Below are 15,084 nucleotides of genomic sequence, written 5' to 3'. Positions count from 1 at the left end.
CGGGGACTCCCCGGCCTCCGCGCGCACCTCGGTCGTATCAGTCACTTGGCTTCTCTCCCTTGACTATTGAGATCCGCCGTTAATTGGACACTCCCCACCCAGATCGTTTGCCGCAGATGGATTGGCCAGGTATCCCCGACTCGGGCCATTTTAGTGCGTAGTGTGGCTTCGGATTTTGGTGAGGGCTGCGGTGAGGTCGTTGGGTAAGGGATCGGCGGCGGTGAGTGTGGCTTTGCCGGCTTTGATGTGGACGGTGCGGTAGCGGCGGGTGGTGCGCACGAATTTCTTTATGCTCCAGCCTGTTTGGGATTCGATCCACCCACTGACGGCCATAGCGGCGAACACAATCGTCAGGTGAGCATCGATGGATTCGCGTTTGTGGTGGTAGATCGGTCTGGCCTGTAAATCGTGCTTTGACATGCGGAAGCTCTTCTCGATGTGCCAGAGCTGGTGGTAGGCGTCGATGACGAACTGCGAGGTCTGGCTGGTGAGGTTGGTGGTGTAGCCCTTCCATCCCGCCAGCGCCTGGTTCTTGGCTTCCAGCTGCCGGTTGACGGATTTGTTTGCGCCGGTCAGCTTGATGAACCGGTTGCGTTTGACCGGGGCCTTCCCGTCGACGGCCTTCTGTGCCTTGGCGATTTGCTCGTCGATACCGCGCAGGGTGCGGCGGGCTCTGTCGTCGCGGTACTGGTAGTAGATAACCCGGTCCGGGATGCCGCGGGCCCTCTCGCGGCTCGTTGATGGCCACGGCTGGGTGAGCACCAAGCCGTCGGGAATGGGTTCGCCGGGGTGGTCGCGACGCCATTCACCGACCACATCAGGCAGATACGGGATCTTGGTGCCGAGGATGAATGACAGACCGGCCGCCGCGATGGCGACCTGGTTGGCTTCGGAGATCATGCCCGCGTCGGCGACAACGGTGACATCGGTGAGCCGGTGCGCGGCCTTGAACGCGTTGATCACCGGTAGCATCGTCGCGGTCTCGGCCTTGTTGCCCTCGAACGCCTCCACCATCAACGGAAACCCGGATGCGTCGGTGAGCAGTCCGATCGTGATCTGAGGCTCCAACCGACGTTCTTTGGAGAACCCGGGCTCACGGAACCCGTCACCGGCATCGGTTTCGAAGTAGAGGGTCGAGACATCGTAGAGCACCAGCGACGCCGGACCCCAGCCCGGCATGAGCGGCACAAGCTGCCGAAAACGCCTGTCGGACAGCGGGTTGCGCGATGACAGGCAGGCGGCGTTTGATCGTGCGGTAGGACGGCGATCCGACCCCGGTCTCGGCAAGCACCCGCACCGCCCCAGCCTTGCTCGTCGGCTCGATGATCCTGGCCAGCACCAGATCCCGCAGCACCTCATCACCACCGAGAACGCGATCGAACCCCAGCACCCGCCAGGCATGACACAACGCTTCCCACAAATGACCGGCCCGCGAGCTGGTGATCTCGAGCGGCCCGCCACCGCCGACAGCGGCGTCCAGGCCCAGATCCAGCGCGTGCTGACCTTCGGCCAGCCGCTGCGCTGCAGCGGCTTTCAACGCCTCGACCTCCGCGGCGCTATGGGCCGATCCAAGATGCTCGATCGACCGCGACCCTCTTCGCGAGGACCACACTATCTGCACCGCGGTCGCGCCCGAAGCAGTCCTCACCGTGCGCACATAAGCCACCCGCGCACCCTACGAACCGAGGTTCAGTGCGCAAATCCCAACCCCCACACACCGAAGAACAGCAGGTCAAGAACCCGCACCCACCGTCAAGCCAGAAACGTGGCCCAAGTCAGGTCGAAGGGCGATCGAGGTCGACTCGCCGGATGCCGCTGTCGCGACGTCGCTGGCTGCGGTGACGGAGCGCTGAACCCCGATGCCGCACCCGAGTTTGTTCATTTGGCTTAGTGCGTGACGTCAGCCCCGCATCGCTGCCAGAAGTGCCTGCTCATCGGCCGGGATGTGCGGGTCGAAGGTCTGCTCGGCGCCGTTGATCGTGATCGTCGCCGACCGCAGGACCCGTAGCCGCCGCACGATTGCCCGGATGCTCTCACCGGTCCGGTCCTGCGCGGTGCGTGCGACCGCCAACGCGGTGAACACGATCGTCAAATGAGCTTCGATCGCGTCCCTGGTCCGCGCGAACATGGGCCGCGCGGCGAGATCGGTCTTCGACATGCGAAACGACTGCTCGACATGCCAAAGATCGTGGTAGGAGCCGATCACCTCACCCGCGCCCATCATGTCGACCGGCAGGTTGGTCACATAGCCTTTCAAGCCCGCCAGGCGGCGGGCCCGAGCGAGCGCGGCCTCGTCGAGGGGCTTGCCGGCCTTGCTGTTCTTCACGAACCGCGGTGCCCGGTCGGTCTTCTCGCCCGCGATCACCTCGCGCGCCCGGGTTTCCTGGACGTTGAGGGTGCGGTTGTCGCGGAGGCAGCGTTTGGTCGAGTAGGCCCAGACCGCCCGCCACGATCCGGGATGGGTGCCGGGGTCCCAGACCGGTTCGGCGCGAACCGAGGGACTGTTGTCGAGGTTCGCGCCGCGTTTGGGGGTGACGGTGTCGATGACCTGCCCGTCGGTGAATATCTCTCCATGCCAGTGGAAGTGGGACTCCAGATCGATCGGGGCTTTGGTGACGCGGGATCCGACGATGAACCGCAGATCGGCGTCGTCGAGAGCGGTCAGGTTCTCCGCTGACAGCATGCCGGCGTCAGCGACGATCACGAACGACTCGAGCCGGTGCCGTGCCTGGAACTGCCGCACGATCGGCACGACCGTGTGTTTCTCGGCCTTGTTGCCCTCGAAACAGCCTATCTCCAAAGGGAATCCGTTCCGGTCGACCAGCAATCCGACCACGATCTGCGGGTCGACGCGGCGTTCCTTGCTGTAGCCGACCTTGCGGAGCTGGTCTTCTTTCTCCGCCTCGAAATACAGGGTCGTCACGTCGTAGAGGCACAGCGACACGTCACCGCTGGTCGTGGCGTGGGTGAAGCACGCCTCGGCGATCCGGTCGCGATAGCCATCGGCGGCGCTGACGGCGCGGCCCAGCGTGCGGCGCAGGGTGGAGTAGGAGGCGGGTTCGCGGCCCATCTCGGTGAGGACCCGGCCGGTGTCGGCCAGCGAGGTCGGCTCGACCAGCCGCGCGATGACGAGGTCGCGGAACACGTCGTCGGCGACGGCGGTGGTGAAGCCGAGTGAGTCGTAAACCGTTGCCAGAGAACCGAACAGCAGTCGGGAACTGGTGCCCGTGACCCGCCCCGGGCTGACGGGTCCAGCCGGCGACGCGGTGGTCGGCGTGGTCTCGAACAGGGTGTCCGTCGGGGCCGCTGGTACGCCGATCAGGGCCGTACGCGGCTGAACCGGTTCCAGACCGAGGTCGAGTTGGCCCTGGTCACGGTCTTCGACCAGTTCCCGGGCGCGGGCGAGCAGGATGCCGAGTTCGGCGTCGGTGTGGGCGGACCCGATGTGGGCGATGATGCGTTGACGGCGGCCGCTGGTGTATTCGGCGACCTGGACCGCGGTCGCGCCGGACGCTGTGCGGACCCGCCGGATGAACGCCACGAACCCCGACTCTACCGGCCGGTTAGTGCGTGAAATCCACCATCCCCACAACCGTCATGCCTGGTCAGCGCGGTGCAGTCAGCCGAAACCCGTTGACCTGAACAAACTCAGGTGGCCCAAGTCAGGTCGAAGGGCGATCGAGGTCGACTCGCCGGATGCCGCTGTCGCGACGTCCGGATGCCGCTGTCGCGACGTCGCTGGCTGCGGTGACGGAGCGCTGAACCCCGATGCCGCACTGCCATCGTCGGCGATGATCCGGCGTGCGCCCCAGCCCTGGCGGTCCGGCCAGTCGATCATTCGACTCCGCAAATTCGTCGTGAATCAAGCATTTACGCCAGTTGTCGGTGCGCGTCTGTAGCGCGTGCCGTGACTGAGTTCTCTGTGGTGAACACCTGGCGACCGGCGAACCGGCTCTTCTTCGAAGCCGACGATTCATATTCGCCACCGCGGGTGGTCGAGGCCCACATCCAAGTGGTTCATCCCATCGAGATTTTCGACGGCGACGAGCCGGATTCGATGTTCGCGCCCATCTCGTACTTCCAGGCCGACCACGCGCATGTGGTCACCGAATGGCAGGCCGGCATGTTCGAGGACGCGGAGGTCACCGGCATCGAGTTCGGCGAAGTGACGGTGGAGGTCGCGCCGTGGGAACAGGACGCCGAGACCTTCGACATCCCCGATCTCGCACTGATGCGCGTGCTCGGGACGGCGTTCGTCGAGGCAGGTCACGTCCAAAATGCGTGCTGTAACGGGGTCACTGTATTTCGTTACTGTTGTCGTAGCCTTCAGTCCAATAGCCTCTATCTATCTCATAGGGTTGGATAACAAAGTCGTCGGGATAGTCGCAGAATCCTGGCTGCGAGCGAAGTCGGTCGATCGCATTCCGGGCATCAGTTTCCGACTCGTATATACCGATGCGTTTACGATCGTCTGCACCATCGCCAATTCGACGTACGTGCTCGAGAAGAAAGAGTGATTCCATCGAATCTCCTTTGGCCTATTAGTCCGGGGTGAAGAATCCCTCTGTCCAGTGATCTTTGCCTATAGTGTATTGGTCTATGTGAAAGCAGTCGGGACGGTCGCGGAATCCCGGTAGTTCCTTCATCTGCTCCGCGGCATCTTCGGCCTTGCGTTCGGTGGAATAAATCCCTATTGTTCTGACAACGTCGGTGCCGTCGTCCAATTCATACCAATGGTCTAGTACGTAGATGTGACTCACTGGCACCTCCTGCATTCTCTAGTTCGGATTCTTCCAGCTTCGGTCGCCATATTTCTTGATCTTGTTGAACTCGCTGTTGGGACCCGCACCCTCCCAATTGCCAGGTCCATAATGCTCGTCCATCAGTCGGCGAGCATAAGCTTTCCCGCTTTCTCCCACGTAGGGCGCCTTGCCCTTTGCCCAGCTCGGCGCATCGCTGGCTTTGTCTTTGCCGGAACCCGATACCTTCTGCAGCATATTTCGAGATATTTCAGGCAGCGGGTTCGGGTATTCCACGGAAGGGTGTGAATGGCATCGATCCAACACTTTGTCTATGCGTGCGTAGCGGATAGCACGGGTGTCAGCTCTGGTCGTAGCGGATGATTCGTTCGGCGCTGCGCCGGTGCCATTTGTTCTTCGAGTCCAGGAACGGTTCGACCAGGTCGCGGATTCCTTGTGCGCGCAGTGTGGACAGCGCCTCGAGTGCGTGCCCTTGGACGGTCTCATCATCGAGTTGGGCGGCCGCTATCTCGACGGCATGAGAGCGGCGGCATTTGCCGAGCCACAACACGACCATCTGACGTTCTTGCCCGAATTCCCGGTTGCCTGCGATGGCGGCGAGTTCATCGAAATAGGTGGGTTCGGCCGGGATGTTGTACAGGGCGTTGCCCGCGGCCCATCGGGCGCGCATGCTGGTGTGCTTGGCGGTGTCGAATTGAGAGATCAACGCCGGAACCACGGGGGTTGTGCGGGCCTCTTTGCGTCCCAGGGCGTTGGCGAGCGTGAGTCGGGTCAGTTCACGGCCTTCGGTTTCGGGTCCGGGCCAGCGTGTTTCGAGTTCGGCGAGCCACTGGGCCAGCACGGTGATCGCCGCGGTGGTGATACTGGGTTGGGTCGAGATGTCCGGGATGGTCGCGCCGTAACCCCCGGCCCGGTGGTAGTCGGCCAGTAGTGCGGTGGCGGCTGCGTCGTCGGTTGCGGTCAACTGGTGAAGTCCATGGTCACGTGCTTGATAATGACCATTCCGCGGTCAACTACCGATGTACTCGGTCAGTTCGATGAGGAACTCCACGGACTGACGTTCCAGCTCCTCCGACATCTCGAGTTGTCCTTCCGCAGTGAACGCTCGCCCCGTGTTCACTGTCAGATCGCCTTGCCACCGACCGGCCACCACCGCGAATCGTGTCCCGTCGAGGTCCCGTTTCAGCCACACGTCATTGCCGTATCCGTCCAAGGGACGAAACAGCGGATCCTCGGATATATGGGCCCGCGCCGTCTCCCCCTTCCGCAACGCCCAGACCATGGTCGACCCGATCAGGACCGAGGAATCCGACCACAGGACACAGTAGGCCGATTTACCTACCGCTTCGCTCGAATCGTAATCACTCCAGCGGATCTCGGCGCCTGTCACCCTCAGCGTGGCCGAGAAGAAGGCCCGGGTCCGGTCGCACTGTTCGCCCACGGTGCGCTGGGATTCCTCGTAATCCCCGACCAACCCGCAGGCCGAGACGGACAGGGCCATTATCGCCGCACCCAGGCCCGCTCTCGGCGAATTCCGTCCCACGACTCTGCCCCCGACAGTTTCACCAGTGTCGGCACAGTCACCGACTCAACCGTGAAGGATAGTCCACACGGCTTCCTCGCAACCTGTCGTGCACTTCGACCGCCGAATGCCTGTTCGGGCGGAACCGTTGCGATGCCTGGGAATTCAGCTCCGACCCTGTTGTCCAACGCAACCGCAGCACCTCGGCGGCCCACAGACATGCCTACCTCGACCGAAAGATCCGCTACTCCTCCGCGAACGGACGGCCTGGCCGCGATCTTCGTGGCACAGTGTGTGAATGGCACCGATCCAACACTTGTCCATGCGTGTTCCGTGGCGAGATCGGGCGTGGGACGGACACCTGTGCGACCGCCCGCTGGACAATTCGTCGTGCATCTTGCTGAAGAACATCGGGGACAGTCGACTCGACGAGTACGAGAGCGCGAACGCGGGCGCACCGATGGAGAACCTGATCGCGGAGCAGTTGCCGTGTCTGAACGAGCGGGCGACGTTCATGTCCGGCCACGGCTACACCGTGACGAAAACGCACCCCTACGCGTCGCACAAGAAGTTGAACGGCGCTCTGGAGCCGACGCCCGTCGCCATGCCGGGCTACGCATTCGAGTCGATCCCGTTCCGCTGGCTGAACCGGGACACCTTCGAAGGCGATATCTGGCCGCAGTGGCGCACCGACTACACACCTGACGCGGAGGATCGGATCGGGACACTTCTCGGGTTCACGCCGAGCTGGGTCATGGATGGGCAGAATCAGCAGGCGATCATCCGCTCCTTCTTCGAGCCGGTGTCCGCCGGTGAATCACTGGTCTTCGCCTATCTCAAACACTCTCCGTTCCAGGAGAGCAGTACCCGCAGACTTCTTGTCGGCGCCGCTCGCGTCACGAGCGTCTCGCTGCCCGATATGTGGCGACAACGCGGCAATCCGCCGTTCGATTCGTCGATGTGGGAAACCGCGGTCGGTCACAGCCTGAGACCGGATATGAGAGACGGGATCCTGCTTCCCTACCAGCAGCTCGTCGGATTGCTCGACGCAGGCGTGGATGTCGACGCCGCATTGGCGTGGGCGCCGGAGGGCCGGGATGTCGAGTTCTCGTATGTGACCGAGCATGTGTCCGACGACGCCGCGATCGAGTCGCTGCTCAGCCTGTCCGCCGCGGCCCGAGGGATGACCGCTCTGGGCATCGAGGTTCCCGCACATGCGGCGCAATGGATAGACGCCCAGCTGAGCCGTCTGTGGCAGTTGCGCGGCCCCACTCCCGGACTCGGTTCCGTACTGGCCCACCTGGACGTGCGATCCGCCCACGGGGTAGCACGTCAGGTGCTGTCGAGCGTCCCGGAAGACGGCGATCCGTGGAGGTTTCTCGAGGCCGGATTCGCCGACCCTGCCGCGTTTCCCGAGAACGTGCGCTCCGCGATCGGGCCGTCGATCGGCAAGGTCTGGATGAAGCTGCCGCAGACTCGACGTGAAGCACTGCGCGCGCTGTCGGCGTTCGACATCGCTGCCGAACAGGTCTCCATGATCATGAATGGTGATACCGATGTCGCGCTGACACTCGACGAGTTCCTCGCCAATCCGTATTACGCGGCGATCTGCACGTATACCGATCCGAGGCACATTCCGTTCACGACGATCGACCGGGCTTGTTTCCCGCCGGAGCACGTATTGTGGTCCCCTCCACTGCCTGAGCAGGCACAGATGGACGATCACCTCGATCGGCGTCGCGTCGAAGCCATGCTGGTCGATGTCCTCGAACGCGCGGCAGCCGAGGGGAACACGGTACTTCCCCAGAGCGAGGCGGTTGCCCGAGCGGCCCACGTTCCGATGGCCACGTCGTGTGTGCTCAGCGAGGATGTGTTGCTAGGGCAGGATTTGGACGCGCGAGCTCTCGCAGACAGCGAGGACTGGACGCCTCTGCTCGGAACCTCCGTGGGAGAGGATGTTCCGGCCTACAAGCTGATACGCCTGGCCGACGTGGCCGAGGTGATCCGCACCTGGATCAGCCCGAGGCTGGGGTCCAAACGCTTCGGTTCGCTGGCCCAGGCACGCTCCGTCATCGACGCCATCATCAAGGATCCCGTGGGTGCGGACCTCGAAGAGGAAGCGGCACGGCGTGAGAAGGCGGCGGGACTCGAAGAGCTCTACGCGTCTCCGCTCTCGGTCCTCATCGGCCCGGCGGGTACCGGAAAGACCACGCTGCTGCGAGCCTTGGTATCCCTTCCCGGGGTCGCGGGCAGTGCACCGATCTTGCTCGCTCCCACTGGAAAAGCGCGGGTCCAGCTACAGCAGAAGGTCGAATATCCGGCCCGAACCCTGGCCAGCCATCTGAGTCGATCCGGGCGCTACGACGGAAGTAGCGGGCTGTACCGCACCACGAACGAGTCGTCGACACGCGAGCGAGCAGAGCTGGTGGTGATCGACGAAGCTTCCATGCTCACCGAGGAGATGCTGGCCGCCACCCTGGATTCCTTCTCCAGCATCAAAAGGCTCGTACTGGTGGGAGATCCACGACAACTCCCGCCCATCGGCCCTGGCCGTCCATTCGTCGACCTCGTTCACCATCTGCGCCCGGAGCGGTTCCCCTCGGTAGAACGCGTCGGTCCCGGTTACGTCGAGCTGCAGGTGACTCGTCGGCAGGGCGGCCTCGGACGCGCCGATCTCGCGCTGGCGAAATGGTTCGGCGGCGACGAACTCGGCCCCGACGACGACGCCATCTGGGAAAAACTGCGCCGTACGCCGGACTTGGGCACAGTCCGCCATGTGAGCTGGGCAGGCCGCAGCCCCGAGCGGACTCTCATCGATCTCCTTCACGAGGAACTCGACTTCGACAGCCATCCCGACCCGGAGACCGCGTTCGCGCTCACCTACGGCGGCGTCTGGAATGACCCCTATCTGAACTGGGAGCCCGGGAAGGATGGAGCCGGGTCACGATCGGAGCAATGGCAGGTGTTGACCCCCACCCGGTCTCGTCAGTTCGGCAGCGTCGAGCTGAACAGGCACCTCAAGCGCACCTTCCGCACCCGCGATACCGAATTCGCCGCCAAGACGCGGAAGTGGAACATCCCCAAACCGATCGGCCCCGAGCTGATCGTGCGTGGCGACAAGGTCATGCACACCCGCAACACCAAGATGTCCGCATGGCCGAAAGGCGGTCTCGACTACGTCGCCAACGGGGAGATCGGTGTCGTCGTCGGGCGGCTCAACCAGAAGAAGAACCTCCCAGCCAAAGTCGAGTACTCGTCCCAGGTGGGATTTACCTATAGTTACTGGCCGTCCTCGTCCGAGGATCCCCCGCTCGAACTCGCCTGGGCGGTGACCGTTCACAAATCACAGGGATCAGAGTTCGGCATGACCTTCTTGATCCTGCCGTCCAGGACGCGAGTATCGAGGGAACTGCTCTATACCGCGCTGACACGGCACACCGACCGGGTGGTGATTCTGCATGATGGCGCGGTCGAGGATCTGCGAATATCGGCCGGGCCGTCCGCATCCGAGACCGCGTCACGCCTGACCGATCTCTTCCGCGCACCGGCTCCGCAGCAGATCCTCGTCGCCGGAACCAGCCACCGGGTCGATTCGAACCTGGTCCACGTCACAGGCAGCGGCGTCCTGGTGCGCAGCAAGAACGAGGTCATATTGGCCGACATCCTCGAATCGGTGGCACCGGGTCGGTGGGTATACGAGCAAGAGATGGCTGGAACCGACGGAACCGTCCGTTACCCGGACTTCACCATCGAAACCACCACGGGGGATCGCATCATCTGGGAACACCTGGGCATGCTCGACAACCCGCGGTACGCGGCGAATTGGGAAGCGAAGAAGCAGTGGTACCGCGACAACGGCGTGCTTCCGATACACGACGGCGGCGGACCTGAAGGAACGTTGGTATGGACCGACGACCGGGGCGGCGTCGATGTTCCTGCCTGGCGACAGCGTGCGCAACAAGTGCTCGGCGCACCGCTCACTCCGGCAAAGAAAATGCCGGCGAAGAAGGCTCTTCCGAAGCGGCTGCGGTAGTCACGAGGCGGCTGCGGTGGCCGGGGCTGCTGCGCGATGTGGTTGCCGCGTGTCGGCTTTGCTGTCGTTACCGTCGACCGACCCGAGGGTCCTTCTTCTTACCCGCTGTTGGCGCTGATGGGCCTCAGTTTCGCCCCTCTGGCCGAATTGCCTGTGCCCGTTCAGATCTCCCGGTACCGCGCCAAGACCTGCTTCACGGCATCCGTGACCTGTGGTTCATCGGCGCGCGCTAGCAATTCGACAATTGGAGGGTATATGGATTTGGAAAACGAGGAAGCAATACTTTCGGCCCTTGCATCCGGCGACCCCGAGAAACAGGTGCAGGGGCTGATACAACTGATCAAGAACTCGGATAAGCGCAAGCTGGCCCATGTCCTCGGGCTTTTCGACGCCGAGGACGAAATGGTACGCAGCGAGGCCGCACGCGCAGCGGGATTCCTCGGTGGCGACGATATCGAGGTCGTCGGGCCACGACTCGTGCGACTGCTGTCCGATTCGGATGACCTGGTGCGAAACGAAGCAGCCGAATCGCTTGCCAAGCTGCGCTTCCTACCCGCCGCGCCGGTCCTGATCGAGAGAATGCGAACAGACCCGGAATGGATAGTGCGCGCATCGGCCGCCGAAGCACTCGGCATCTACCCCGAGGTCTCGGTTGCCGCGCTGGTCGCCTGCGTACGTGAGACCGATGAATTGATCGAAGTCCGCAGGTACGCCGTCCATTCACTCGGAATGGCTGGGGGATATCTGTCGCACGACGATGCCGAAATTCTGCTACGCGACCTCGGGGACGACCCGGACATCGGTCTCCAAGTAAGACTCGCCGCATATCGGCTCGGCTTCGGCGACCAGCTCGACATCGTCGAGCATTGGTCGGCTACCGTCGATGAATTCCAGTCCAGTCTGCTGCTCAATGATTTCAGCACCATGTTGGATCGTCCACGCCCGCCGACCCTTCCGAGGGACCGCGACAGAATTCGCGCACTGGTCGACGTGATCGCATTGCGCTGGCCCCGGGAAGCCGTGCATGCGAACAGGGTGCGACAGCAACTTGCCGAACACACCCGAATCGGAGACGCCTAGAAACTCGATATCCATTCCGGGCCGGACCGAGGATGGAGGTCGCCTGATCCCGGCGCACAAAATTCGTCGTCGATGCGCAGCATCACACGATTCCAGATGGAACCGTCGGTGTGGAGACGGCAACCATCGCCAACTGGCTCAAGGAATGGGGTTCGATCGAACCACGTCGCTGGCACAGGACGCAGTAGGCGGGCCGGGCCCGTCGAGAGCGACCCCACCACGCCCTACCGCTTGATCGGCGTCGTGCATACGACGCCCCACTAGTAGGAATCCAATGCGATGAAGACAGTGGCAACCATCAGCGCGATCGGCGCGAACGATGCCGTGGCGGCGACCCCGAACCAGCGCGAATGTTTGTTGACGGCCGCCGCGATACAGACCCCCGACAGCACCATGAACACGACGATCCAGCTCGTCCAATAGCCCACTGTTCGAGCAGGCCCATCATGATCAGTCAGCCCGAATGCTCGTAGCGGTTTATAAACGATCCACGGAAAGACGTAGAAGCCCGTCAGCGCGCCGATAGCAAGTCCGCTGATGGCCTGGACTCCGCGAATCACCGCCGCGAGCGGACGACCACTCTCCATGCGTGTCATCCGCCGTCGCTCAGCGCTGCCTGCCAGGTCAACACGCCGCTCTGATGAAGACTCGGCTGGAGTCGCCTTCGAGGTCATGAACAACAACCCATCTGCTCGGGAGCCGGTGCGCTTCTTCCAAGTGCTCGTTTCCGGCACCGGACTCGATCATGTCGAAATTATCACTGCCGCGCCAGTATTCCTTCCAGTCGTCCGGAACTCCAGGTTCGAATCGATCGAGTTTTGATTCTCGCTTGAACTCGGCAATCTTGCCGGATGGCATGTCGACGATTGCCACTGATACTTGATCGCCAAAGAGTATCAGGTTGTCGTATTCGACCAGTTCGGTGCCGGCCGGGAATTTTAGTTCACCACACGCGGCGATAGAGCGCAGGTCGGCTGCGTTATTCGAGCAGCCGCAAGGAAATATCAGGACGACCCCAAGGAATATGACCTGAAATAGCCGACCGCGAAGTACCCCCGTCACAATGCCTGAGTCCGGGTCTCGACCGATGAAGATTCTCCCCTGGTGACGAAACTCCGAGCCCACCCAGCCTCCTCGAGCTGTCTCATATGGTTACCGATATCGTTGGCGATATTTTCCTTCACGTTCCCGAAGGGCACCCAGGTGTGGGTGTCGAAGTTGTAGTAGTCCCAGATATATACCTTGTACTTTATTTCGGCGCGAAGACCCTCGGCAGACTCGCGAACGATAGTATCGCTTCCTACGGAAACCGAGAAGTGGCCGATGGAGAATTTGACATCCGGATCGTCGGTCGGGCCACCTTCCTGCCAGTCGGAGGTGAGTTCCCGCATGATCCCCACCTGCGGGTCACGTCGCGCCTGTTCGATGATCGAGTCCAAGCATTTCGAAATCACGGACTTCACGTTTTCGGTGTTGATAACCTTCAGGAAGTATTCGTTCTTTATCGGATACTCGGAAGTCGGGCCGGGATTCGACAGGTAGAAGGCGAACAGATCGCGGGAAAAATTGTATCCGGAGCTGTCGAAAAATTCCATCGCGATCGTGGCGTCGAGCGTCTTGTACGTTCTGGACTCGGTCTTGTCCATGATGCCGGACTTGGATCCGTAAGCCGCCTGGTTGCGCTTTTCCGGGTCAGGGGGTGGATGCAATGCTGTTCTCCCACCACACGTTGTCGCCGAATCCGTACCGAATGGTGCCGATATCCACGACCACCTTGTCGGAAATCTCGAATTCACTCGCGTTGAACGACGGGATAGTACGCCCCGGTACGTAGTCCACTGCCCGGCAAATTCGCTCGATGATCGTCGTCATCGAAGCTCTTCTGGATTCCGCCGATTTCTTCAGAGAATCGACCGCAGAGGTAATCTCCGATTTGATCGATTCGCGAATGGGTCGATCAACCAGCTGAGCCCAGTCACCCAACGGGAGGCTGAAGCCGAGAAAGCTCATCGACTGCAAGAGCCCTCCCGCCAGTCCCATTGCTTGGTTGTAAACCAAGCGCTCAAGACATGCGCCGCCGTTCTCGACGATCTTCGACACCATGTCCAGGTCGGTGCTCCGTTCGGCCACCGATTGCCCGAGCGTGGACGCGCTCGTCTCGAATGCTTGCGATGCATCCCCGGACCAACTGCTCCGCAACCACCTGGTGCCACCGATGATGTTCTCGGAGGCCACGTAGTCGTTGATACCGAGCAGGCCGATCCGCTTGCCGATGGCCTGCAACGCCTCCCAGTCGACTACCAGCGGGATGAGGTAATCCGCCGCGGGCTTCAAGCCGATTGCTGCGCCCAACGGTTCGTCGTAGCCGGAAACATGTTCGATTGCGGTCGTCACCACCTCGCGGACTGTGTATTGGTTCTCCTGAACCTCCGAGAGGCTCGGCAGCTGAAGACCACCGAATCGCTTGACGCCGTCGTCGGATCGACCCGCGACACCGGTATCGCTGAAGGCGTTCATCGAGGCCGCCGATAGTGCGTTCGTGGAGGCGTCGTCGGTTGTTCGGTACCTCGTCGCCGCAATGGCGAGATTCTCGCTCAGCGTGTTGACGGTAGCCAGATCCCCTTGTTGCGCAGAAGATATCGCGTTTCGAAACTTCTCGAAGGATGGCGTCAGCGTGGCGATGAGCCCTGCCGCCCCGGTGGGAAGCGTTACCGCTGGCAGCAGGCGTGCGGTATTCGACGAGAGGGTTGCGCCGAGGTCTTGCAGGTCCAATTTGAATCCCGCAAGGCTGGCCACCTCGACGTTGAGGTCAGTCATGCCGACTCCGCGGATTCCCAGTCGGACGGGGTCGGGTCGAGTAGTGGTTTGGATGGCTGACTGAACTGCACCGGATAACGCCGCTGTACGGTCGAAACATGGTCCCCCCCTTTACGATCTCGACCACGAGTCTATCCCAGGGCGGACCCGCCGCTGGCGGCGATGTGTCAACAAATTCGGGTTCCGAGGACGGAGGTCGCCCGATCCCAGCTCATAGAATTCGTCGACGACCTGCCGAATCGCACGATTCCAGGTGGAACCGTCCGTGTGACGACCAGACCTGCACGCTGCGTTCCTCAGTCAGTCGACAGTCGGCGACACCAAGGGGTAGAACCCACTCCACCGGCTGGCCTGTGATTTCGGCGACTCGGTCGAAATTGTGATCGTAGTGGAGCACAGTCCGGCTGCGATGCTCAGCGACGGCAGCAATGATCGGTTCCGGAATCTTGACACTGCTGGGCAGGCTGCGCCCGCACAGCTGTTTTTGCACCTGCCAGGCTCGTTCCCATGCTTCATCCGTGTCAGGTATAGCAGCCCATAACGGCGAGCATCGCCCGGAGCCCGGTGGTACTCCTGGGATCCGCCGATACTCCGGCCTCGAGATCGGCTATCCCACAGTTGGCGAGTAGTCCGCGTTCCGTGAGCGGCCCGACCCGTGCGTCCATCACCTCGACGTGCATTCAAATCCAGCCAACTGGTCCAGCAGGTACCGTGCGGCTCATACATTCTGCGACCAGCCGCCGTCCTCCCACATCGCTTTAGCGGTCGCTTCATGGGCTAGGTTCTGTCTCGAAGTCTGTGATGGTGTGGCATCGCGTAGCGGCGCCACACCATCGGCATGTTCGGTGAAAGTGGGTGGCCGCGTTGGCGTA

The 15,084-nt window shown here is 62.2% G+C and carries 11 protein-coding genes and 2 pseudogenes; 3 read left to right on the top strand and 10 right to left on the bottom strand.

Annotation, left to right across the window (positions count from 1 at the left end):
• Positions 1–150 precede the first annotated feature (150 nt).
• Together ABZS43_RS35905 and ABZS43_RS35900 are read right to left on the bottom strand one after the other, a co-directional pair.
• A pseudogene (locus ABZS43_RS35905) lies at positions 151–1,621 on the bottom strand (IS1634 family transposase).
• Positions 1,622–1,900: 279 nt separating this feature from the next.
• Positions 1,901–3,541: an IS1634 family transposase gene (locus ABZS43_RS35900; protein ID WP_355040466.1), complete on the bottom strand. Its 1,641-nt coding sequence runs from the start codon at positions 3,539–3,541 to the stop codon at positions 1,901–1,903.
• A gap of 381 nt (positions 3,542–3,922) precedes the next feature.
• On the opposite strand from ABZS43_RS35900, the gene ABZS43_RS35895 reads away from it, so the two are divergent.
• Positions 3,923–4,366 carry a hypothetical protein gene (locus tag ABZS43_RS35895; RefSeq protein WP_355040465.1) on the top strand — a complete coding sequence of 148 codons (444 nt, stop codon included), beginning with the start codon at positions 3,923–3,925 and terminating at the stop codon, positions 4,364–4,366.
• Positions 4,367–4,778: 412 nt separating this feature from the next.
• Here ABZS43_RS35895 and ABZS43_RS35890 read toward each other — a convergent pair whose 3' ends face one another.
• From ABZS43_RS35890 to ABZS43_RS35880, 3 genes are all read right to left on the bottom strand, one after another.
• Positions 4,779–4,997, bottom strand: coding sequence for a hypothetical protein (locus tag ABZS43_RS35890; RefSeq protein WP_355040464.1), 219 nt, complete (start codon positions 4,995–4,997; stop codon positions 4,779–4,781).
• 103 nt (positions 4,998–5,100) lie between these two features.
• On the bottom strand, positions 5,101–5,724 hold the full coding sequence (locus ABZS43_RS35885) for a HEAT repeat domain-containing protein (RefSeq protein WP_355040463.1): 624 nt from the start codon (positions 5,722–5,724) through the stop codon (positions 5,101–5,103).
• Positions 5,725–5,769: 45 nt separating this feature from the next.
• Positions 5,770–6,261 carry a hypothetical protein gene (locus ABZS43_RS35880; RefSeq protein WP_355040462.1) on the bottom strand — a complete coding sequence of 164 codons (492 nt, stop codon included), beginning with the start codon at positions 6,259–6,261 and terminating at the stop codon, positions 5,770–5,772.
• A gap of 343 nt (positions 6,262–6,604) precedes the next feature.
• Between ABZS43_RS35880 and ABZS43_RS35875 the strand changes: the two genes are divergently transcribed.
• Both ABZS43_RS35875 and ABZS43_RS35870 read left to right on the top strand, forming a co-directional pair.
• Positions 6,605–10,315 carry an ATP-dependent RecD-like DNA helicase gene (locus ABZS43_RS35875; RefSeq protein WP_355040461.1) on the top strand — a complete coding sequence of 1,237 codons (3,711 nt, stop codon included), beginning with the start codon at positions 6,605–6,607 and terminating at the stop codon, positions 10,313–10,315.
• A 255-nt stretch (positions 10,316–10,570) separates the two neighbouring features.
• Positions 10,571–11,395: a HEAT repeat domain-containing protein gene (locus ABZS43_RS35870; RefSeq protein ID WP_355040460.1), complete on the top strand. Its 825-nt coding sequence runs from the start codon at positions 10,571–10,573 to the stop codon at positions 11,393–11,395.
• 260 nt (positions 11,396–11,655) lie between these two features.
• Here ABZS43_RS35870 and ABZS43_RS35865 read toward each other — a convergent pair whose 3' ends face one another.
• The 5 genes and pseudogenes from ABZS43_RS35865 to ABZS43_RS35845 form a co-directional block, all read right to left on the bottom strand.
• Positions 11,656–11,982 carry a hypothetical protein gene (locus ABZS43_RS35865; RefSeq protein ID WP_355040459.1) on the bottom strand — a complete coding sequence of 109 codons (327 nt, stop codon included), beginning with the start codon at positions 11,980–11,982 and terminating at the stop codon, positions 11,656–11,658.
• Positions 11,983–12,019: 37 nt separating this feature from the next.
• Complete coding sequence (locus ABZS43_RS35860; RefSeq protein ID WP_355040458.1) at positions 12,020–12,457, bottom strand: hypothetical protein; 438 nt, start codon at positions 12,455–12,457, stop codon at positions 12,020–12,022.
• Positions 12,454–13,041: a hypothetical protein gene (locus ABZS43_RS35855; RefSeq protein ID WP_355040457.1), complete on the bottom strand. Its 588-nt coding sequence runs from the start codon at positions 13,039–13,041 to the stop codon at positions 12,454–12,456. Before ABZS43_RS35855 ends, ABZS43_RS35860 begins: the two co-directional genes overlap by 4 nt.
• A 46-nt stretch (positions 13,042–13,087) precedes the next feature.
• Complete coding sequence (locus ABZS43_RS35850) at positions 13,088–14,212, bottom strand: hypothetical protein (RefSeq protein WP_355040456.1); 1,125 nt, start codon at positions 14,210–14,212, stop codon at positions 13,088–13,090.
• Positions 14,213–14,531: 319 nt separating this feature from the next.
• Positions 14,532–14,918: pseudogene (locus ABZS43_RS35845) on the bottom strand (PIN domain nuclease); the annotation flags it as partial.
• Positions 14,919–15,084 lie beyond the last annotated feature (166 nt).

This window comes from Nocardia sp. NPDC005366 (genome assembly GCF_040606855.1).
In the GTDB taxonomy this organism is placed as follows: Bacteria; Actinomycetota; Actinomycetes; order Mycobacteriales; family Mycobacteriaceae; genus Nocardia.
The sequence above is the reverse complement of the archived record's forward strand: the minus strand, read 5'-3'. Positions and strand labels throughout refer to the sequence as shown.

What these genes read in the sequence shown, in the direction of transcription:
- ABZS43_RS35880 (WP_355040462.1), bottom strand. Translation starts at nt 6,261, where the DNA reads ATGGCCCTGTCCGTCTCGGCCTGCGGGTTGGTCGGGGATTACGAGGAA.
- ABZS43_RS35850 (WP_355040456.1), bottom strand. Translation starts at nt 14,212, where the DNA reads ATGACTGACCTCAACGTCGAGGTGGCCAGCCTTGCGGGATTCAAATTG.
- ABZS43_RS35870 (WP_355040460.1), top strand. Translation starts at nt 10,571, where the DNA reads ATGGATTTGGAAAACGAGGAAGCAATACTTTCGGCCCTTGCATCCGGC.
- ABZS43_RS35875 (WP_355040461.1), top strand. Translation starts at nt 6,605, where the DNA reads ATGCGTGTTCCGTGGCGAGATCGGGCGTGGGACGGACACCTGTGCGAC.
- ABZS43_RS35890 (WP_355040464.1), bottom strand. Translation starts at nt 4,997, where the DNA reads ATGCTGCAGAAGGTATCGGGTTCCGGCAAAGACAAAGCCAGCGATGCG.
- ABZS43_RS35865 (WP_355040459.1), bottom strand. Translation starts at nt 11,982, where the DNA reads ATGGAGAGTGGTCGTCCGCTCGCGGCGGTGATTCGCGGAGTCCAGGCC.
- ABZS43_RS35855 (WP_355040457.1), bottom strand. Translation starts at nt 13,041, where the DNA reads ATGGACAAGACCGAGTCCAGAACGTACAAGACGCTCGACGCCACGATC.